We start from the raw sequence: 19,190 nt of genomic DNA, 5'->3' as shown, positions 1-19,190 counted from the left end.
GGCACGGGGCGCTGGGGCGAGACGGTGCCGGGGGTCAGGGTCCCGAGGGGCGCGGCGGAAATCTGGGGCATACCCTGATCTTATAGTGGGCGTCGGCCGGCCACCGAAAGGTGTCGCCGGACCGGCCGGCGGATGACACGGTCCGCGCCCCGACGAAGGAGGTCGACATGACGGAGTACTGGTTCAACGTGCGCACGCACGAGGTCGAGGAGGACCGGCAGTCGGACTGGTCGCAGCTCATCGGGCCGTACGCGACGAGGGCCGAGGCCGAGAAGGCCCTCGAGAAGGTCCAGCAGCGCAACGAGGCGTGGGACGGGGACGACGACGCGTAGGCGTGCCCGCGCGGGCGGCTAGAACGTGTGCTCGGGGCCGGGGAACGTGCCGGCCCGGACGTCGTCCGCGTAGGCGCGCGCCGCGTCGGCGAGCACCGTCCGCACGTCCGCGTACTGCTTGACGAACTTCGCCTGCCGGCCGCCGCGCAGCCCGGCCATGTCCTGCCAGACCAGCACCTGGCCCGTCGTGCCCGGACCGGCACCGATGCCGATCGTCGGGACGCGGACGGCGGCGTCGACGGCCTCCGCGGTCCCGCTGGGCACCATCTCCATCAGGACGCAGAACGCCCCGGCGTCGGCGAGGGCGACGGCGTCGTCGACGATGCGCTGCGACGCGTCACCGCGCCCCTGGACCCGGTACCCGCCGAGGGCGTGTTCGCTTTGCGGCGTGAAGCCGATGTGTGCCATGACGGGAATGCCGGCGCGCACGAGCGCCCGGACCGTCTCCGCGTACTCCGCGCCGCCCTCCATCTTCACGGCGTGCACGAGGCCCTCCTTCAGGAGCCGGACCGAGGATGCGACCGCCTGCTGGGGGGAGACCTCGTAGCTGCCGAAGGGCAGGTCGGCGACGACGAGGGCGCGCCGCGCCGCGGTGCTCACCGCCCGGCTGAAGAGGATCATCTCGTCCAGCGTGATGGGCAGCGTCGTGGCGTGCCCGAGGACGTTGTTGGCCGCCGAATCGCCGACCAGGAGCACCTCGATGCCGGCGTCGTCGAACACCTGCGCGGCGTACTGGTCGTACGCCGTGAGCATCGCGAAGCGGGTGCCGTCCTCCTTCGCCTGCTGCAGGTGGCGGATGCGGATCCGACCGGTCGGGGGGACGGTCGGCGCGGTCGGCGTCGCGCCCGCGCCCGCTCCGTAGGGGGCAGGCAGTTCGGCGGAAGTCATGACACGAGACTATCGGACGGCGCCCGCAGGCCCCGGTCCTGCCGGCCCGCTGCCCGCGTAACCGGCCGTTAACACGGGCAGGCGAGAATGACGGGGTGCCGCCGCGGCTGTACCGCGCCCGCGGCTCAGTAGAGTGAGGACGGCGCGGCAGGCGCTGCCACCGGGACCGAGCGGTCCGGGCATCGATTCGAGGAAGAAGGTTGTCATGGACCGGCAGCAGGAGTTCGTACTGCGCACCATCGAGGAGCGGGACGTCCGCTACGTCCGGCTGTGGTTCACCGACGTCGTCGGCTCCCTGAAGTCGGTGGCGCTCGCGCCGGCCGAGGTCGAGGGAGCGTTCGAGGAGGGCCTCGGGTTCGACGGATCCTCCATCGAGGGGCTCGCCCGCGTGTACGAATCGGACATGCTCGCCCAGCCGGACCCTTCCACCTTCCAGATCCTGCCCTGGCGGGGCGAGAAGGAGCAGACGTCCCGGATGTTCTGCGACATCCTCACCCCGGACGGCCAGCCGTCCACCGCCGATCCGCGCGGGGTCCTCAAGAAGACCCTCGCGAAGGCCGCCGACATGGGGTTCACCTGCTACACCCACCCCGAGATCGAGTTCTACCTGCTGAAGTCCGCGGAACCGGGTGCGGACGGCCAGCCGGTGCCGGTGGACCAGGCGGGCTACTTCGACCACGTGCCGGGCGGTGTGGCCCAGGACTTCCGGCGGACGGCCGTGGCGATGCTCGAGTCCGTGGGCATCTCCGTCGAGTTCAGCCACCACGAGGCGGGTCCCGGGCAGAACGAGATCGACCTGCGGTACGCCGATGCACTGCAGACCGCCGACAACATCATGACGTTCCGCACCATCATCAAGGAGGTCGCCCTGACCTCCGACAGCTACGCGACCTTCATGCCGAAGCCCTTCTCGGAGCACCCCGGGTCCGGGATGCACACGCACTTCTCGCTGTTCGAGGGCGACGCGAACGCCTTCTACGAGGCCGGGGCCGAGTTCCAGCTGTCGAAGACCGCACGTCAGTTCATCGCGGGCATCCTCCGGCACGCCCCCGAGTTCACCGCCGTGACCAACCAGTTCGTCAACTCCTTCAAGCGGCTCTGGGGCGGCGGCGAGGCGCCCAGCTACCTGTCCTGGGGCCACAACAACCGCTCCGCCCTGGTCCGCGTGCCCCTCTACAAGCCCAACAAGGGCCAGTCGGCACGCATCGAGTACCGCGGGATCGACTCCGCCAGCAACCCCTACCTCGCGTACTCGGTCCTCCTGGGAGCGGGGCTGAAGGGCATCGAGGAGGGCTACGACCTGCCGCCGGCCGCCGAGGACGACGTCTGGAGCCTGACGGGGGCGGAGCGCCGGGCCATGGGGCACGACCCGCTGCCCGCCAGCCTGCACGACGCCATCCGGGTCATGGAGGAGTCCGAGCTCGTCGCGGACATCCTGGGGGAGCAGGTCTTCGAGAACTTCCTGCGGAACAAACGCGCCGAATGGCACGACTACCGGATCCAGGTGACCCCCTGGGAGGTGCGCCGGAACCTGAACATCCTGTGAGGCGCCCCGAGGGACATGGCTAGGGTTGGGACATGAGCCTTAACCGCAAGCTGATCAGTTATGGCTTCACGGACCTCGAGAAGAGCCGTCGTTTCCTCGACGCGCCGGAACTGCGGGGCCTCGACGACGACGACCTCTTCGCGGGTCTCGCGGTGTCCGCCAATCCGGACATGGCGCTGCAGTCCTTCGTGAGGCTGCTGGCCGTGGACCGCGCGGCGGTCGGGGCGGCTTTCTCCGACGCGGACAGCCGCGGCCCCCTGTTCCGGCTGCTGGGCGCCACCGAGGCGCTCGGGGAGTTCCTCATGCGGCACCCCGAGCACCTCGACGTCGTGAGCACCCGGCCGGCCACCCCGCCCGTCGTCGCGCCCGAGGACCTGCGCGCAGAGCTGCTCCGCTCCGTCGACGCCGACCCGGCCGGAGCCAATCCCGTGGCGGGTGTCGTCGGCGCCGACGCGTACTGCCGGCTCCGGGTCGCGTACCGGCGGCTGCTGACGGACCTCGCCGTCCGCGACCTCGGCCACTGCGCCCCGGTCGACTACCTGCCCGTCGTCGCGCGTGAGCTCGCGGACCTCGCCGCAGCGGCGCTGGAGGCCTCCCTCGCCGTGGCCCGGGCGGAACTGGGCGAGGTGTACGGGCGCGACGTCGTCGCCCGCGTGAGGCTCGCCGTGATCGCGATGGGCAAGTGCGGTGCGCGCGAACTGAACTACATCTCCGACGTCGACGTGGTCTATGTGGTGGAGGGGGACGGCCTCGATGAGACGACGCTCACCAGGATCGGGACGGGGCTCGCCTCCGGCATGTCCCGGGGCGTCTATTCGCCCGGCCAGGAGCCGGCACTGTGGGAGGTCGACGCGAACCTCAGGCCCGAGGGCAAGGACGGCCAGCTCGTCCGGACCCTGCAGTCGCACGTGTCCTACTACGAGCGCTGGGCCAGGAGCTGGGAGTTCCAGGCCCTCCTGAAGGCCCGCGCCGCGGCGGGGGACCCCGACCTCGGCCGCCGATACGAGGAGGCCATCGCCCCGCTGGTCTGGGCGTCGTCGCAGCGGGAGGGGTTCGTCGACGGCGTCCGGGCCATGCGCCGCCGGGTCACGGACAACATCGCACGGGACGAGGCGGCACGACAGCTCAAGCTCGGGCCGGGTGGCCTGCGCGACGTCGAATTCACCGTGCAGCTGCTGCAGCTCGTCCACGGACGGCTGGACGAGTCGCTGCGGGTACGTGACACCGTCTCCGCGATCGGCGCGCTCAGCGCCGCCGGGTACGTGGGGCGCTCCGACGCGCTGGACCTCGACGACGCCTACCGGTACCTGCGGGTCCTCGAGCACCGGATCCAGCTCATGCAGATGCGCCGGACCCATCTCATGCCCGAGGACGACACCGCGCTGCGCGCCCTGGCCCGGTCCTCCGAGGGGTGCAGGGTGACAGTGCGCCCGAGCGCCCAGAGCCTCCACGACAAGTGGCAGTCCACCCGCAGGCTCGTCAAGCGGCTCCACGAATCGATCTTCTACCGGCCGCTGCTCAACAACGCGGCCACCCTCCAGCCCGAGGACGTGCAGCTCACGGCGGAGGCCGCACAGGCGCGCCTCGCGGCACTCGGCTACCAGGACCCGCGGGGCGCGATGCGCCACATCGAGGCGCTCACGGGCGGGCTCCGGCGCCGTGCCCTGCTGCAGCGGCAGCTCCTGCCCATCCTGCTGGGCTGGTTCGCCGACGGCGTCGACCCCGACGCCGGGCTCCTCGGGTTCCGCCGGCTCAGCGAATCACTCGGCGAGAGCCACTGGTACCTGGGCATGCTGCGCGATTCCAACGCCGCCGCGGAACGGCTCTGCGCCGTCCTGTCGAGCAGCCGCTTCATCACCGATCTGCTGGAGGTGTCGCCGGAGTCGACGCAGTGGCTCGGCGCCGATGCCGAGCTCGTCCCGGAGACCTTCGAGGCCCAGTGGCACGAGATCCGGTCGAAGATGTCGCGGCACCCGGAGCCGGAGGAGGCCATCCGCCTCATCCGCCTCATCCGGCGGCGCGAGCTGCTGCGGATCGCCATCGCCGACAGTTCGAACCTGCTGTCCCAGGCTGAGGTGGGGGAGGCGCTGTCCGACGCCGACCGTGCGGCGGTCCTCGGGGCGCTGCACGTGGCGGAGAAGCAGGTGTTCGCGGGCGAGGACCAGCTCACCGACGTCGTCGTGATGACGATGGGACGCCAGGGCGGCCGCGAGATCACCTACGGGTCCGACGCCGACGTCATCTACGTGCACCGGCCGCGGCCGGGCGCGGACGAGCCGGCGGCGCAGAAGCAGGCGGAGGCGATCGTGGCCCGGCTGGTCGCGCTGCTCACGCAGCCGTGCAAGCCGGCGGTGCTTGCCGAACGGGTGCTGGAGATGGACGCGGCGCTCCGCCCGGAGGGCAAGCAGGGCCCCATGGTGCGTTCCATCGCCTCCTACCGCGAGTACTACCGCCGCTGGTCGCTCGTGTGGGAGGCGCAGGCGCTCCTGAGGGCCCGGCCCCTCGCCGGCGACGACGGCCTGGCCGCGGAATTCCTCGAGGTCATCGACCCCGTGCGCTACCCGCGGGAGCTCGCCGAGACCGACGTGCGCGAGATCCGGCGCATCAAGGCGCGCGTCGAAGCGGAACGGCTTCCGCGCGGCGCCGACCCGTCGCGGCACCTGAAGCTGGGGCGCGGTGCCCTCAGCGACGTCGAGTGGCTCGTGCAGCTCCTCCAGCTCCAGCACGCCCACGCGGTCCCGGCCCTGCGCGTCCAGTCCACGCTCGCCGCCCTGGACGTCATCGAGGCCGAGGGCCTGGTGCCGGCGGAGGACGTCGCGATCCTGCGCGGCAGCTGGACGCTGGCCACGCGCATCCGGGGCGCGAACGTCATCTGGAGCGGCCGCGGGTCCGACCTGCTGCCCTCCTCACGCCGTGACCTCGAGGCGGTGGCGCGGTGGTGCGGGTACGGCCCGGACAGCGGCTCGCACCTGGAGGAGGACTACCTCCGCATGACGCGACGCAGTCGGGGCATCTTCGAGCGGCACTTCTACGGGTACTAGCGGCAGGACCGTTCCTGCCGATACCTCAGTACCTGGTGATCGTCAGGCTGGAGACGGGGCACTGGTCGGCTATACGCACCAGGGCCGCCTTCTCGCGCGAATCGACGGTCATGCCCCAGCGTGCTTTCACGGTGATCCACTGTGCGACGTAGGAGCACTTGTTCTGGGGTGGCATCCAGTCCTCGGGGCCCTTGGCCTGTTTCTGCTGGTTCAGCAGCGTGGTCTGGGCGTTAAGGGCACCCGCGTAACCCATGTCGTTGTAGAACGCGACCCGGCGTGCCTGCGTCCAGTTCCGTGCCCCTGATCCCCAGCTCTCGGCGACCGGAACGGTGTGATCGATCTGTACGGTGGACGCCGAGGTGTGGACCTTGTTGTCGAAGGTCGTGGTCCAGCGCCCGGTCGCAACGGTGCAGCCGCGTGCCGTCGTGTAGGACGGCACGGCCTTCGACTCGGCGACGAGGACCTCGGCGCGAGTGTCCTGACAGTCCTTGTTCTGGTCGAGCCAGCCACCGAAGTAACGGTACCGGTCGTAACCCGCGTTGTTCTCGGTGGCGACGGGGAGCGCGCGTGCCGCGGCACGGAGATTCGTGACGTACGTCGCTCCCGCCTCAGCGGGAGCAGCGAGGCCGGTGAGAAGAAGGCCGGCGGTCAGGACGGCGATGAGACCCGATGTGCTTTTCATGTGTACCCCAGAAGTGGAAGGCATCCCCCATGGACGCCACAGGGAGTCTGCCACAATCGTCGATACATTCTTCCGCATCAGGACAAAGCTTCGCTCTTTCTTCGGAATTCCACCGGTCGGCATGTCTTCCTCATCCGACCGGGATGTCCCGCCGGCACGAAGGGCAGCCCGCGCACGAAAAAGTCCGCACGGACGGCCGGCACCGATGTGCCGGCCGCCCGTGCGGACTCCCTGCGGCTTGAAATCCGTTCAGCCGCGGTCTTCGGCTAGACGCCGTAGTAGAGCTCGAACTCGTAGGGGTTCGGGCGCAGCGAGAGCGGCATGATCTCCATCTCCCGCTTGTAGGCGATCCACGTGTCGATCAGGTCCTGCGTGAAGACGTCGCCGGCCTGCAGGAACTCGTTGTCCGCCTCCAGGGCCAGGAGGGCCTCCTCGAGCGAGCCCGGAGCCTTCTGGATGTCCTTGGCCTCCTCGGCGGGGAGCTCGTAGAGATCCTTGTCGATGGGATCCGCGGGCTCGATGCGGTTCTTGATGCCGTCGAGGCCCGCCATCAGCTGGGCGGCGAAGGCGAGGTAGGGGTTCGACGACGGGTCCGGCGCGCGGAACTCGATGCGCTTGGCCTTGGGGTTGGACCCGGTGATCGGGATGCGGATACCGGCGGAGCGGTTGCCCTGCGAGTAGACCATGTTGACCGGGGCTTCGAAGCCCTTGACCAGGCGGCGGTAGGAGTTCACCGTCGGGTTGGTGAACGCGAGGACGGCGGACGCGTGCTTGAGCAGGCCGCCGATGTACCAGCGGGCGGTGTCCGACAGTCCGGCGTAACCGCGCTCGTCGTAGAACAGCGGCTGGCCGTTGCTCCACAGGGACTGGTGGCAGTGCATGCCGGAGCCGTTGTCGCCGAAGACGGGCTTCGGCATGAAGGTGGCCGACTTCCCCCAGGCGTTCGAGACGTTCTTCACGATGTACTTGAACTTCTGCAGGTCGTCCGCCGCGTGCGTCATCGTCGTGAACTTGTAGTTGATCTCGGCCTGGCCGGCGCCGCCGACCTCGTGGTGGGACCGCTCGACCTCGAGGCCCGCCCTGTCCAGTTCGACGCAGATCGCGTCGCGCAGGTCGGCCTGCTTGTCGACCGGGGACACCGGGAAGTAGCCGCCCTTGAACGGCGTCTTGTTGCCGAGGTTGCCCCCGACCTCCTCGCGGCCGCTGTTCCAGGGCGCCTCGATGGAGTCCACCTTGTAGAAGCTGCCCTGCGGGGAGGACTCGTACTGCACGTTGTCGAAGATGAAGAACTCGGCCTCGGGAGCGAAGAACGCCGTGTCCGCGATGCCCGTCGAGGACAGGTAGGCCTCGGCCCGCTCTGCAACGCTGCGGGGATCGCGGTGGTAGGGGTCTCCGGTGCGCGGGTTCACGATGGAGAAGTTCAGCGCGAGGGTCTTCTCGGTGCGGAACGGGTCGATGAAGGCCGTCGTGACGTCCGGGATGAGCTGCATGTCCGACTCGGCGATGCCCTGGAAGCCTCGGATGGAGGAGCCGTCGAAGAGCTGGCCGTGGATGAAGAAGTCCGCGTCGACCGACTTCGCGGGGACGTTGAAGTGCTGCTGCACACCGGGCAGGTCGGTGAACCGGACATCGACGAACCTGATGTCTTCGTCGGCGATGAATTTGAGGACCTCGTCCGCATTCTTGAACATCGAATCGTGCTCCTATCGCAGGGCTGGGGAGGAAGACCGGGCACCAGCGCGTGCACCTGCACCGCGCGGGAAGTCGCGAGCTCCGGCGGAATGGAACGCTGCCACCGTCTCGCATCAACTGTAGGAGCGGGCAGTTTCTCGCTGGTGTCGCCGTTGTTTCCGGGAGGTTACATGAGGGGAAGTGCGTCTCCTACCCTAGCGTGTCCGCGAGGTCGGGGGGCATAATGCGGCCGCTCGCCGCCGGGTACGCTGGAGGAGTGGTGAGTAGAGATGACATCGGTTCGTGGATGGAAGGCCCCCCGCCGTCGGGCAACCAGCAATGGCCGGGGCAGCGGCTCGGGCGGCCCGCATCGGGTCCGGGATCCATCGCCAGGTTCGGACCGAGGGCTGCGGCGCTCCTGATCGACTGGGTCATCTGCTCGCTGATCTCCGCGGCGTTCTTCGACTACGACTCCTTTGCCACGCTTTACATCTTCCTCGTCGAACAGATCCTGCTCGTCGGCTTCTTCGGGTACAGCATCGGGCATCGCCTCCTCCGCATGCAGGTGCAGACGCTCGACGGGAAGCCTGCCGGCTACCTGACCGCGATCATCCGGAGCGTGCTCCTGTGCCTCGTAATCCCGGCCCTCATCATCGACGCGGACCAGCGCGGCCTCCACGACCGGGCGCGCGGTACCGGTCTCTTCCGCATCTAGCCGGGCCCCGATCCTGGGTGCTACACGAAGAGCCCCTCCCGACGGGAGGGGCTCTTCGTGTGCCTGCGGTCGTCGTGGGCTCAGCGCCCGCGCATCGCCTTGCGGTCGGGGCGCGCCTTGAACGGATCCACGCCCTTGGGGATGGGGAGTTTCGTGCCGAGGGCGCTCAGCCGCTTGTCGACGGCGGACACCTCCTGCTTGGTGAGCGTCTTCTTGAGCTTCTGCACCGTCTTCGGGAGCTTCGCCAGGGGGACCTGACGATCATCACGGCCGGTCTCGATGATGTGGACGGGCACGTTCGGGATGATGCGGGCCATCTTGCGCTTCTCGCCGTCGACGAGCTGCTTGACCCGGGTGGACGGGCCCTCCGAGACGAGGATGACCCCCGGGCGGCCGATCACGCGGAACACGGCGTCCTGGGTGCGTGGATTGACCGCGACGGGCTGTTCCTGGAGGATCCAGCCGCGGCGCAGGACGCTGAGCGCCGCCCCGGCCGCGCCGGGCTTCCCCTCGATCTGGGAGAACGCGGCGCGCTCGGCCCGGCGGGACAGGATGAAGATCGCCGCGAGGAACGCGAGCGGGACGGCGATGATCATCAGCGTGATGACGTTGTCGATCAGCAGCCCGATCAGCAGCCCGAGCGCGATGATGCCGACGAACGCCAGGAGCATGAACCAGACGACGCTCGGATCGTTGCGGCGCGTCATCTTGAAGACTTCGGAGACCTGCTTCATCCGCCCGGTCTTCTTCGGACCCTTCGCCGCCTTCGTCTTGCGCGAGAAGAGACGGCGTTTGGGCGTGGGGGAACCGGAGGGATCGATCGTGTGCGACATAGTTCTTCGATTCTACGGGATGGCGGGGGAGCGGCGGCCGGACAGCCCGCCGTCGTGAACGGCGGGTGCGTCAGCCCGCGAGGAGCGAGGAGGCTTCCTGCAGGGCGGTCCCGGACTCGTCCAGGTGGGCGAGCTCCGGCGGGAGCTCGAGGCCCTTCCGGCGCATGGCGCGCGCCCAGAGACGGCCCGCACGGTACGAGGAGCGCACGAGGGGGCCGCTCATCACGCCGAGGAAACCGATCTCCTCGGCCTCCTCGCTCAGTTCGACGAATTCGGCGGGCTTCACCCAGCGGTCCACGGGGAGGTGGCGTTCGCTCGGGCGCAGGTACTGCGTGATCGTGATGAGGTCGCAGCCGGCCTCGTGCAGGTCGCGGAGGGCCTCGGAGATCTCCTCCCGGGTCTCGCCCATCCCGAGGATGAGGTTCGACTTCGTGACCATGCCGCGGTCACGCCCCTGGGTGATGACGTCGAGGGAGCGTTCGTAGCGGAACGCCGGGCGGATCCGCTTGAAGATGCGGGGGACGGTCTCCACGTTGTGGGCGAAGACCTCGGGGGCGGCGTCGCAGATCGCCGCGATGTGCTCGGGGCGGCCCGAGAAGTCGGGGATCAGGATCTCGACGCCCGTGCCCGGGTTCATGCTGTGGATCTGGCGGATGGTCTCGGCGTAGAGCCAGACTCCCTCGTCGGGCAGGTCGTCGCGGGCGACGCCGGTGACGGTGGCGTAGCGCAGGTTCATGGACTGCACCGACTGGGCGACCTTGAAGGGCTCGCTGCGGTCGAGGGGCTGCGGCTTGCCGGTGTCGATCTGGCAGAAGTCGCACCGTCGGGTGCATTCGGAGCCGCCGATCAGGAACGTGGCTTCCCGGTCCTCCCAGCACTCGAAGATGTTCGGGCAGCCTGCTTCCTCGCAGACGGTGTGCAGGCCCTCCTTCTTCACGAGGTTCTTCATGGAGACGAATTCCGGGCCGATGTTGACCTTGGCCTTGATCCAGTCGGGCTTGCGCTCCACCGGTGTCTCGGCGTTGCGCGCCTCGACGCGCAGCAGTCGGCGGCCCTCGGGTGCAAGACTCACAGGGAAGCTCCTTCTGGCTGGTTCTGGGCCGGACCGGGCGTGCCGCCGGTACCAGCAGGGTCGTGGCGGGGTGCTTCGGTGTCGTCGTTGCCCACCAGCACTGCCTCATTCTTGCGCAGTTCCGCCTCGATCGACGAAACGAGATCCGCCGGTGTGACCGTGCGGCCGCATTCGGCGGAGATCGAGGTGACGCCGGCGTCCGCGATGCCGCACGGGACGATCTGCCGGAAGGGTGCGAGATCGTTGCTGCAGTTGACGGCGAAGCCGTGCATGGTGACCCGGTCCCTGACACGGATGCCGATGGCCGCGATCTTGCGGGCGGGTTGCGTGTCGGTCTCCGCGAGCCAGACGCCGGAACGCCCGTCGATCCGGATGCCGTCGATGCCGAGGGGGCGCAGGGAGGCGATGATGACCTCCTCCAGGGTGTGGACGTACTCGGCGACCCGCGCAGGGTCCCGCAGGGCGAGGATCGGGTATCCGACCAGCTGGCCCGGGCCGTGCCAGGTGAGCTTGCCGCCGCGGTCGACGGGCACCACCGGTGTGCCGTCGAAGGGCCGCTCGTGGTCCTCGGTGCGTTTACCCGCCGTGTACACGGCGTCGTGCTCGAGGAGCAGGACGGTGCTGGGTGCGGTCCTGTCCACGACCTGGGCGTGGAGTGCCTTCTGCAGCTCCCACCCCCGCGTGTACTCGATGTAGTCCGGAGCGAGGCCGACGCGCGACAGCACAAGAGTCATGCCTCAAGCCTAGTCCTGTGTGGGACACCTTCCTGCCGTCGGACTGCCTTGCCGGTCGGGGAGGTCGAAGGTCGCGCCGAGGCGGACCAGCCGCCAGTCGTCCCCGGTGCGGCGTACCTCGAAGTGGAGGATCGGGGAGGCAGGACCCGTCTGCGCCTGGAACCTCCAGAAGTCGGCACGCCACGGGTGGACCGGCCGCACCTCCTCCGGATCGTCCGGCGTCGAGGGCAGTGCCCGCCAGGTGGACCAGTGCCGGCGGGGTCCCACCACGTGCCAGAGCGAGCCACGCCAACGCAGCCGGAAGGGCAGCGGGCTGCCGTCGACGTCCTCGAAGGAGAGTGCTACGGCCTCGTCCACCGGACGCCAGGCCCCGGGTGCCTCGATGGGTGCGCGTGTCATGACCCCCCTGTCTCGTTCGGAACCGTGCGTTAAAAATAGAACATATGTTCTAGTGTGGCAATCGTGTCGGGGAGATGCGCGGGCCGAGCTGTGGATAACGCGGGCGGGTGGCTCGCGATGCCCTAGAACTGGACCATGGACGGCGACGCGGGACGAACCTCGGAGGGATCAGCAGCGGGCACGGCGGCGGATCGTCCATCGGGCGGCCCGTGGTGCGCCGACGTCGAGGACGGGGAGCGGCCGGTCGCCGACGGCCTGCGGGTCGGGCGCCTTCTGGGCCGCGGCGGCTCCTCCGCCGTGTGGCTGGTGACGGACGACGGCGGGCGGCGCCTCGCCCTGAAGGTGATCGCACCCCGTGCCGCCGGCCCTGCGGAGGGCCGGCCCGCCGGGCCCGCTGCCGTCCCACCCCACCGCGGACGGCACGCCGCCACCGGCACTGCAGCGGCCGGCGCCACGGCACTCCCGTCGTCGCCGGTGGCCGGGGGCGGCACGGACCCCGGCGTGCTCGTGCGCGAACTGAGGCTCCTGCAGCGGTTCACCCACGATCACCTCCTCCGGGTGCACGGGGTCGTCGAGACGGACCGGGGGCCCGGGCTGCTGATGGACCTCGCCCCGGGAGGCTCTCTCCTGGGGCTCGTGACGAGTCGCGGCCCCCTGCCGATCCCCGAGGTCGTGACGGCGCTGGTCCCGGTGGCGCAGGCGCTCGGTTCCCTGCATGCCGCCGGAGCCGTGCACGGCGATGTGACTCCCGGGAACATCCTCTTCACCGCCGAGGGCAAGCCGCTCCTCGGCGATCTGGGGACCGCGCGCCTCCTCGGCGCCGGGAGGCGCGGCGTCGCCGGCACGCCGGGCTTCCTCGATCCGCTCCACGACGGGTCGTTCGATGTCGGCGCCGACGTCTTCGCCCTCGCGGCGGTGGCCTGGTTCGCCCTGACGGGCCGCATCCCCGGGCCGGCCGAGCAGCGGCCTCCCCTCGCGCTGATCGTCCCGGAGGTTCCTTGGGAGCTCATGCACCTCATCGAGGACGCGCTCAGCTCCCGCCGGGACCGGCGCCCCACCGCTGACCAGTTCGCGCGGGGTCTGCTCTCCGGGTCGACGCCGGCACCCCTCGACCTCGTCCCGGCCGTGCATGCGAGTGTCCTGCCGGACCTGCTGACCCGGAGCGCCGACCCGCCTCCCGGCGCCCCGCCGTCCGGATGGTCCCGGCTGATCGACCACGGCTCCCGCACCGGCCGGGGAGTACACGGAACGGTGCAGGGACGGCCCACCCCGGGACGCAGCACGCCCGGACGGCGCCCGCTGGGAGAGCGCCTGCGGACGGCACCCCCGGGGCCGCAGGGGCCGACAGGAGGCCGCGCCGACGGATCCCGGGCACGAAGATCGCGGCGGGCAGGGAGCTCCTGGGGAGAGCGGTTTCCGGGTGCAGGGCCGGCCCCGGCCTCCCGCCGGCGAGCGGCCCCAATCCCGCCGCAGGGTGCGGACCGGGCACGCGCCGGGGAGCAGCGCACCCGGGGTGTGCTGGCCCTGCTGGCCGGAGTGGCCGCCGTCGTACTGCTCGTGGCCGGCGTCGCGCTGACCGTCGACGCTGCGGGGTCCGCGGAGCCGGCAGTCGGTCGCACGCCCCCCACGGCGCCCGGTCACGCTCCGGGCACTGATCCCGGTGACGCTCCGGGCACTGATCCCGGTGACGCTCAGGGCACCGATCCCGGTGACGCTCAGGGCACCGATCCCGGTGACGCTCAGGGCACCGATCCCGGTGACGCTCAGGGCACCGATCCCGGTGACGCTCAGGGCACCGATCCCGCTGACGCGGACAGGGCCGTGCAGTCCGGTGATCCCGCCATCGCCCTCGACGGCCTGGCCGAGCTGCGGGCGCAGGCCTTCGTGGACGCCGACGCGGACCTGCTCACGTCGGTCGACGTCGAGGGGTCCCCGGCCATGGCGGCCGATCGCGAAGCGGTCGGAGCGCTCGCGGAGACGGGCAGGACCCTGCAGGACCTGTCGATCGACATCCGGGATCCGGTCGAGGTGACGGACGCGGAGCTGGCCGGTCTCCCGGCGCTCGCCCAGCTGCCGGCGGTGGCCGCCCCGCCTCCCGCGACCAAGGTCTCCGCGGTCAGGGCGACGGCGGTGCTGTCCTCCTACACCGAGGCGGCGTCAGATCCGTCGTCGCAGCGGACCGGGCCGACCAGGACCGGGTCGGCCGATCAGCAGGAGCTGATCTTCGTCCTGTGGACCTCCGGTGACGGATGGCGGATCCACTCGGTCGTGACGCCGCCCGCCTGAACGGTGCCGCAGGGTCAGGAGGTCGCGGTGCGGTGCACCCAGGCGGCCAGGGCCTCCGGTGTGGGCTGGTCGAAGGTGAAACCGGCCCTGGTGAGTGCGCGGGGCTCCATCCGCGAGCTGATCAGGAGGAGCTCGTAGGCGAGCTGCCCCATGGCGATCTTCAGGAGGGCGCCGGGGACGCGGAACCACACCGGACGGTGGAACGCCTCGCCGAGCTGCAGGGTGACCGTATCGAGGGTCGCGGGCACCGGAGCGCTCAGGTTGACCGGCCCGGACAGCGGGGCAGTGAGCAGGAACTCGAGCGCCCTGACCTCGTCGTCGAGGCTGATCCACGGCCACCACTGGCGGCCGGAACCGAGCGAGGTCCCGGCGAAGAACCGGATCGGGATCAGCAGCTTGGGCAGTGCGCCGCCCGCCTCCGACATGACGATCCCGGTGCGGGCGAGTACGACGCGGACACCCGCCGGTGCGCGCAGCGCCTCCGCCTCCCAGCGGCGGCAGATGTCGGCGAGCAGCGTCCCGCCGGAGGAGGAGCTCTCGGTCAGCACGTCGTCGCCGCGGTCCCCGTAGTAGCCGGATGCGGACTGGCTGACGAAGACCGTGGGCGGGGTCGCGGACTTCCCCATCGCCTCGACGAGCGTTCTGGTGGCCGTGATGCGCGAGGAGTACAGCGTCTCCTTGTAGCTCCTCGTCCAGAGCCCCCCGGCGATGCCCGCTCCGGAGAGGTTGATGACGGCGTCCGCCCAGTCCACGGCGTCGACGTCGAGGTCACCGGCCGCCGGGTTCCACCGGATCTCCTGCGGGCCCCGGGGAGCCCTGCGCACCAGGCGCCGGACCTCGTGGTTCGGCTCGAGCCGGCGGACGAGGGCAGTACCGATGGTGCCGGACGCGCCGGCGAGGAGGATGCGCATGCTCCCATCGAACCACTTGTTCCGGGGGAACGGTACCGGAGCCGACGAAGGACCCCGGACAGTGTCCGGGGTCCTCATGGTGCGGCGCGGAGGGGTTCAGCCCTGCAGCGTGGCGGTCAGGGAGATGTCCTTGACCGCAGCCAGCGCCTGCGACACCGGGCAGCCTTCCTTGGCGCCCTGGGCCAGTCGCTGGAAGTCCTCCTCGGACAGTCCGGGCACCGTGGCGTCGAGCGTGAGGCGGATGGCGGTGATGCCCGTGCCCGGCTGGAAGTCCACCTCCGCCTTCGTCTCGACCCGCTCCGGGGTCTTGCCCTCCTCGCCGACGGCGTGGCTGAACGCCATCGAGAAGCAGGCGGAGTGAGCGGCGGCGATGAGCTCCTCCGGGCTCGTCTTGCCCTCGGACTGCTCGGCGCGCGCCTTCCAGGTGACGTCGTAGGTGCCGAGGCCGGAGGAGTCGAGCGAGACCTGCCCCGAGCCGGAGGGGAGGTCCCCGCTCCAGACGGTGTGGGCTGTGCGTACGGTAGCCATGGTTCTCCTTGCTGTCGGAACGGACGCGGGGGTCGCATCCGGTGCTTCGGTCCCATCCTAGGGAGCGGGCGGAGAACAGGAGAAGCCGCCCCCTGACGGGAAGCGACTTCTCCTGTGCGCCGAGGGGACCGGGCGGCGTTACAGGCCGAGGTCGGCCTCGAACGCGCCACCCTCCAGGCGTGCCTTCAGCGTCTGCAGGAAGCGGCCCGCGTCCGCTCCGTCGACGAGGCGGTGGTCGTAGGTCAGGCTCAGGTACATCATGGAGCGGATCGCGATGGTGTCGTCCCCGTCGGGGCCGGTGATGACCACGGGACGCTTCACGATGATCCCGGTTCCCAGGATGCCGACCTGCGGCTGGTTGATGATCGGCGTGTCGAACAGGGCACCGGCGGAGCCGATGTTCGTGATCGTGAACGTCCCGCCCGAGAGCTCGTCCGGACCGATCTGGCCATTGCGGGTGCGTGCACCGACGTCGGCGATCTTCTTGGCCAGTCCTCCGAGGTTGAGGTTGCCGGCGTCCCTGATGACGGGGACGAGCAGGCCCTTCTCGGTGTCGACCGCGATCGCCAGGTGCTCGGCGTCGTGGTAGGTCACTTCCTTCTTCTCCTCGTCGAACGAGGCGTTCAGCTTCGGGTGCTGCTTGAGCGCCTCGGTGACGGCCTTGGAAAGGAAGGGCAGGAAGGTCAGCTTCGCGCCGTTCTGCGCCAGGAAGGTGTCCTTGGACGCCGCCCGCAGCTTCGCGATGCGGGTCATGTCCACCTCGATCACCTGGGTGAGCTGGGCGGACACCTCGAGCGACTCGCGCATGCGCTTGGCGATCGTCTGCCGGATACGGGGGGCCTTCTCGACGGTGCCGCGCAGCTTCGAGGGCTCGACGGCGGGAGCCGCGGGCTTCGACGGCGCGGCCGCCGGAGCGGACGCTGCTGCGGGCTCCGCCTGCTGCGCCTTCCGGGCCTCCGCCGCCTCGAGGACGTCCTGCTTCCGGATGCGTCCTCCGACGCCGGTGCCCTTGACGGTCGAGAGGTCGACGTCGTTCTGGTTGGCCAGGCGGCGGACGAGAGGCGTGACGTAGGCTGCGGCGTCCGAGCCGCCGGACGCCTCCGCGGGCTTGTCCTCGGCCGCGGGCTTCTCCTTGGCCGGCGCGGGCTTTTCCTGGGCCCGCGCGGGAGCGGCGGGCTTGTCCTCGGCGGGCTCGGAGGTCTGCTGGGCGCGGTCTGCCTCGTGCCCGGAGCCGGCCTTCTCGGTGGGGGCATCGGCGCGTTCCTCGGCGGGTGCCGCTGCCACCGGTTCGCCAGACGCGGCTTCGACCTTCTTCGGGGCCGCGGCCCCCGAGCCGATCACGGCGAGCACCGCACCGACCTCGGCGGTCTCGTCCTCGTTCACGCGGATCTCCTGGAGCTTGCCCGCGACGGGGGAGGGGATCTCGGTGTCGACCTTGTCGGTGGAGACCTCGAGGAGGGGCTCGTCGACCTCGACGTCGTCGCCGACGGCCTTGAGCCAGCGGGTCACGGTGCCTTCGGTGACGCTCTCGCCGAGGGCGGGGAGGGTGACCTCGGTGCCCTCGGACGACTCGTCCGAGGACCCGGTGGAGGACTCGGCCTCCGCAGGAGCGGCCTGCTCCTCGGGCTCGGGCTCGGCGGGAGCCTCCTCGGCCGGGGCGGGCGTATCGGCGGCCCCGGCGTCGTCTCTGCCCGCGTCCGCACTGCCGGAGCCGTCGCCGATGCGCACGAGCGGGGCGCCGACCTCCGCGGTCTCGTCCTCGGCGACGAGGATCTCCTCGATCACGCCCGCGATGGGGGACGGGATCTCGGTGTCGACCTTGTCGGTGGAGACTTCGAGGAGCGGCTCGTCGACCTCGACACGGTCACCGACCTGCTTCAGCCAGCGGGTGACGGTGCCTTCGGTGACGCTTTCACCGAGAGCGGGCAAGTTCACGGATTCAGACATAATGCGCCCGTTTCTCCTTCGTAGATCGTTCCTGGGCAGCTGGGTGATGCGCGGGGCCTGCTCAGCTGGACGTGCTCGGATTTCCTGCTTCCGAGCTTAGTCCACGCCCTCCGGGCGTGGACCAAGCCGGTGTGGTGCGTGAGGTGTTGCGACTCAGCCGTGCAGCGGCTTGCCCGCGAGGGCGAGGTGGGCCTCGCCGAGGGCCTCGTTCTGCGTGGGGTGCGCGTGGATGAGCGGGGCCACGTCCTCCGGGTACGCCTCCCAGTTGACGATAAGCTGCGCTTCGCCGATCTGCTCGCCCATGCGGCTGCCGAGCATGTGGACGCCCACGATGGGGCCGTCCTTCTCGCGGACGAGCTTGACGAGGCCGCCGGTGCCGATGATCGAGCTCTTGCCGTTGCCGGCGAGGTTGTACTCGTGCGTCTCGACGCGGTCGTCGCCGAACTTCTCGCGCGCTGCCTTCTCGGTGTACCCGACGGACGCGATCTCGGGATCGCTGTAGGTGACCTTGGGGATGTTCAGGTCGGCGACGACGACGGGCTTCAGGCCGCCGATCTCCTCCGCCACGAAGATGCCCTGCTGGAATCCGCGGTGGGCCAGCTGCAGCCCGGGGACGATGTCGCCGATCGCGTAGATGTTCCCGACGCCGGTGTGGAGGCGCTCGTCGGTGATGACGAAGCCGCGGTCCATGGTGAGGCCCGCCTCCTCGTAGCCGAGGTCCTGCGTGACGGGACCGCGCCCGACGGCGACGAGCATGAGGTCGGCCTCGAACGTCTTGCCGTCCTCGAGGGACACCACGACGCCCTCCTCGTTCTGCTCCACCGACTTGAAGCGGGTGCCGGTGTTGAACTTGATGCCGCGCTTCTTGAACGCCCGCTCGAAGTTCTTGACGATCGACGCGTCCTCGTTGGGGACGAGCGACGGCAGGGCCTCGATGATGGTGACGTCCACGCCGAAGGACTTCCACACGGACGCGAACTCGCACCCGATGACGCCACCGCCGAGGATGATCGCGGTCTTCGGTACGAAATCCATGGTGAGGGCCTGGTCGGAGGTGATGACCTTGCCGCCGATCTCGAGGCCGGGGAGGCTGCGCGAGAAGGAGCCGGTCGCCAGGACGATGTGCTTGCCGGTGTAGACGGTGCCGTCGACGTCGATGGTGTTCTCCGACGCGAGCTTGCCCGAGCCCTCGATGACCGTGATGCCCTTGGACTTGATGAGTCCCTGCAGGCCCCGGTACTTGCCCGCGATGATGCCGTCCTTGTACGCGTTCACGGCGTTCATGTCGATCGACTCGAACGTGGCCTTCACCCCGTACTTCTCGGCGTCACGCGCGCCGTCGGCGATCTCGGCCGAGTGCAGGAGTGCCTTCGTGGGGATGCAGCCGTTGTGGAGGCAGGTGCCGCCGAGCTTCCCCTTCTCGATGAGCCCCACGGTGAAGCCCAGCTGCACCGCGCGGAGTGCCGCGGCGTAGCCGCCGCTGCCTCCACCGAGTACCAGGATGTCGAATTCTTGCGCAGTTGCCGATGCGGCCACTTGTACGCTCCCTCGCGTGGTCTGTCGACGCGCCGGGCGCGTCGGGTGATTGATCGGTGATGATTCGAG

At 70.1% G+C, this 19,190-nt stretch carries 16 protein-coding genes; 5 read left to right on the top strand and 11 right to left on the bottom strand.

What is annotated here, in order from left to right; genetic code table 11:
- Positions 1 to 167: 167 nt before the first annotated feature.
- Positions 168 to 332 carry an SPOR domain-containing protein gene (locus ACSGDB_RS10700; RefSeq protein WP_434994665.1) on the top strand — a complete coding sequence of 55 codons (165 nt, stop codon included), beginning with the start codon at positions 168 to 170 and terminating at the stop codon, positions 330 to 332.
- Between the two features lie 18 nt (positions 333 to 350).
- On the opposite strand, the gene panB is transcribed toward ACSGDB_RS10700, so the two are convergent.
- Positions 351 to 1,220, bottom strand: a complete 870-nt coding sequence (gene panB, locus ACSGDB_RS10695) for a 3-methyl-2-oxobutanoate hydroxymethyltransferase (protein ID WP_434994664.1) — start codon at positions 1,218 to 1,220, stop codon at positions 351 to 353.
- Between the two features lie 205 nt (positions 1,221 to 1,425).
- Between panB and glnA (ACSGDB_RS10690) the strand changes: the two genes are divergently transcribed.
- Both glnA (ACSGDB_RS10690) and ACSGDB_RS10685 read left to right on the top strand, forming a co-directional pair.
- Positions 1,426 to 2,766, top strand: a complete 1,341-nt coding sequence (gene glnA, locus ACSGDB_RS10690; protein ID WP_434994662.1) for a type I glutamate--ammonia ligase — start codon at positions 1,426 to 1,428, stop codon at positions 2,764 to 2,766.
- Between the two features lie 32 nt (positions 2,767 to 2,798).
- Positions 2,799 to 5,807: a bifunctional [glutamine synthetase] adenylyltransferase/[glutamine synthetase]-adenylyl-L-tyrosine phosphorylase gene (locus ACSGDB_RS10685; RefSeq protein WP_434994661.1), complete on the top strand. Its 3,009-nt coding sequence runs from the start codon at positions 2,799 to 2,801 to the stop codon at positions 5,805 to 5,807.
- Between the two features lie 25 nt (positions 5,808 to 5,832).
- Here the strand turns inward: ACSGDB_RS10685 and ACSGDB_RS10680 are convergent, their stop codons facing one another.
- Complete coding sequence (locus ACSGDB_RS10680) at positions 5,833 to 6,489, bottom strand: GmrSD restriction endonuclease domain-containing protein (RefSeq protein WP_434994660.1); 657 nt, start codon at positions 6,487 to 6,489, stop codon at positions 5,833 to 5,835.
- Positions 6,490 to 6,755: 266 nt separating this feature from the next.
- On the bottom strand, positions 6,756 to 8,180 hold the full coding sequence (glnA, locus tag ACSGDB_RS10675) for a type I glutamate--ammonia ligase (protein ID WP_434994658.1): 1,425 nt from the start codon (positions 8,178 to 8,180) through the stop codon (positions 6,756 to 6,758).
- Between the two features lie 257 nt (positions 8,181 to 8,437).
- Here glnA (ACSGDB_RS10675) and ACSGDB_RS10670 point away from each other — a divergent pair, with 257 nt between their 5' ends.
- Positions 8,438 to 8,875, top strand: coding sequence for an RDD family protein (locus ACSGDB_RS10670; protein WP_434994657.1), 438 nt, complete (start codon positions 8,438 to 8,440; stop codon positions 8,873 to 8,875).
- An 80-nt stretch (positions 8,876 to 8,955) separates the two neighbouring features.
- Here the strand turns inward: ACSGDB_RS10670 and ACSGDB_RS10665 are convergent, their stop codons facing one another.
- The 4 genes from ACSGDB_RS10665 to ACSGDB_RS10650 all read right to left on the bottom strand — a co-directional run bounded on the left by ACSGDB_RS10665 (position 8,956) and on the right by ACSGDB_RS10650 (position 11,913).
- Positions 8,956 to 9,708, bottom strand: a complete 753-nt coding sequence (locus ACSGDB_RS10665; protein ID WP_434994656.1) for a DUF4191 domain-containing protein — start codon at positions 9,706 to 9,708, stop codon at positions 8,956 to 8,958.
- A gap of 70 nt (positions 9,709 to 9,778) precedes the next feature.
- Entirely contained in the window at positions 9,779 to 10,780 is a 1,002-nt protein-coding gene (gene lipA, locus ACSGDB_RS10660) for a lipoyl synthase (protein ID WP_434994654.1), read from the bottom strand.
- Positions 10,777 to 11,514, bottom strand: coding sequence for a lipoyl(octanoyl) transferase LipB (gene lipB, locus ACSGDB_RS10655; RefSeq protein WP_434994652.1), 738 nt, complete (start codon positions 11,512 to 11,514; stop codon positions 10,777 to 10,779). The genes lipA and lipB overlap by 4 nt, the downstream gene beginning before the upstream one ends.
- A gap of 9 nt (positions 11,515 to 11,523) precedes the next feature.
- Positions 11,524 to 11,913 (bottom strand): hypothetical protein, encoded by a 390-nt coding sequence (locus tag ACSGDB_RS10650; RefSeq protein WP_434994651.1) that lies wholly within the window; start codon positions 11,911 to 11,913, stop codon positions 11,524 to 11,526.
- Between the two features lie 135 nt (positions 11,914 to 12,048).
- On the opposite strand from ACSGDB_RS10650, the gene ACSGDB_RS10645 reads away from it, so the two are divergent.
- The gene (locus tag ACSGDB_RS10645) at positions 12,049 to 14,199 is read left to right on the top strand and encodes a protein kinase domain-containing protein (protein ID WP_434994650.1); all 2,151 of its coding nucleotides are present in this window, start codon (positions 12,049 to 12,051) and stop codon (positions 14,197 to 14,199) included.
- 14 nt (positions 14,200 to 14,213) lie between these two features.
- Here ACSGDB_RS10645 and ACSGDB_RS10640 read toward each other — a convergent pair whose 3' ends face one another.
- From ACSGDB_RS10640 to lpdA, 4 genes are all read right to left on the bottom strand, one after another.
- Positions 14,214 to 15,110, bottom strand: a complete 897-nt coding sequence (locus ACSGDB_RS10640) for a TIGR01777 family oxidoreductase (protein WP_434994648.1) — start codon at positions 15,108 to 15,110, stop codon at positions 14,214 to 14,216.
- Positions 15,111 to 15,206: 96 nt separating this feature from the next.
- Positions 15,207 to 15,638 carry an OsmC family protein gene (locus tag ACSGDB_RS10635; protein ID WP_434994647.1) on the bottom strand — a complete coding sequence of 144 codons (432 nt, stop codon included), beginning with the start codon at positions 15,636 to 15,638 and terminating at the stop codon, positions 15,207 to 15,209.
- A 138-nt stretch (positions 15,639 to 15,776) separates the two neighbouring features.
- Complete coding sequence (gene sucB / locus ACSGDB_RS10630) at positions 15,777 to 17,585, bottom strand: 2-oxoglutarate dehydrogenase, E2 component, dihydrolipoamide succinyltransferase (RefSeq protein ID WP_434994646.1); 1,809 nt, start codon at positions 17,583 to 17,585, stop codon at positions 15,777 to 15,779.
- A 153-nt stretch (positions 17,586 to 17,738) separates the two neighbouring features.
- Positions 17,739 to 19,121 carry a dihydrolipoyl dehydrogenase gene (gene lpdA / locus ACSGDB_RS10625; RefSeq protein ID WP_434994645.1) on the bottom strand — a complete coding sequence of 461 codons (1,383 nt, stop codon included), beginning with the start codon at positions 19,119 to 19,121 and terminating at the stop codon, positions 17,739 to 17,741.
- Between the last annotated feature and the right edge of the window lie 69 nt (positions 19,122 to 19,190).

The organism is Arthrobacter sp. Ld5, from assembly GCF_051172775.1.
GTDB lineage: Bacteria > Actinomycetota > Actinomycetes > Actinomycetales > Micrococcaceae > Arthrobacter_D.
The sequence above is the reverse complement of the archived record's forward strand: the minus strand, read 5'-3'. Positions and strand labels throughout refer to the sequence as shown.

Bases quoted from the DNA above. Each gene is read 5' to 3' on its own strand.
- ACSGDB_RS10700 (WP_434994665.1), top strand. From the start codon at position 168: ATGACGGAGTACTGGTTCAACGTGCGCACGCACGAGGTCGAGGAGGAC.
- panB (WP_434994664.1), bottom strand. From the start codon at position 1,220: ATGACTTCCGCCGAACTGCCTGCCCCCTACGGAGCGGGCGCGGGCGCG.
- glnA (WP_434994662.1), top strand. From the start codon at position 1,426: ATGGACCGGCAGCAGGAGTTCGTACTGCGCACCATCGAGGAGCGGGAC.
- ACSGDB_RS10685 (WP_434994661.1), top strand. From the start codon at position 2,799: ATGAGCCTTAACCGCAAGCTGATCAGTTATGGCTTCACGGACCTCGAG.
- ACSGDB_RS10680 (WP_434994660.1), bottom strand. From the start codon at position 6,489: ATGAAAAGCACATCGGGTCTCATCGCCGTCCTGACCGCCGGCCTTCTT.
- glnA (WP_434994658.1), bottom strand. From the start codon at position 8,180: ATGTTCAAGAATGCGGACGAGGTCCTCAAATTCATCGCCGACGAAGAC.
- ACSGDB_RS10665 (WP_434994656.1), bottom strand. From the start codon at position 9,708: ATGTCGCACACGATCGATCCCTCCGGTTCCCCCACGCCCAAACGCCGT.
- lipB (WP_434994652.1), bottom strand. From the start codon at position 11,514: ATGACTCTTGTGCTGTCGCGCGTCGGCCTCGCTCCGGACTACATCGAG.
- ACSGDB_RS10650 (WP_434994651.1), bottom strand. From the start codon at position 11,913: ATGACACGCGCACCCATCGAGGCACCCGGGGCCTGGCGTCCGGTGGAC.
- ACSGDB_RS10645 (WP_434994650.1), top strand. From the start codon at position 12,049: ATGGACGGCGACGCGGGACGAACCTCGGAGGGATCAGCAGCGGGCACG.
- ACSGDB_RS10640 (WP_434994648.1), bottom strand. From the start codon at position 15,110: ATGCGCATCCTCCTCGCCGGCGCGTCCGGCACCATCGGTACTGCCCTC.
- ACSGDB_RS10635 (WP_434994647.1), bottom strand. From the start codon at position 15,638: ATGGCTACCGTACGCACAGCCCACACCGTCTGGAGCGGGGACCTCCCC.
- sucB (WP_434994646.1), bottom strand. From the start codon at position 17,585: ATGTCTGAATCCGTGAACTTGCCCGCTCTCGGTGAAAGCGTCACCGAA.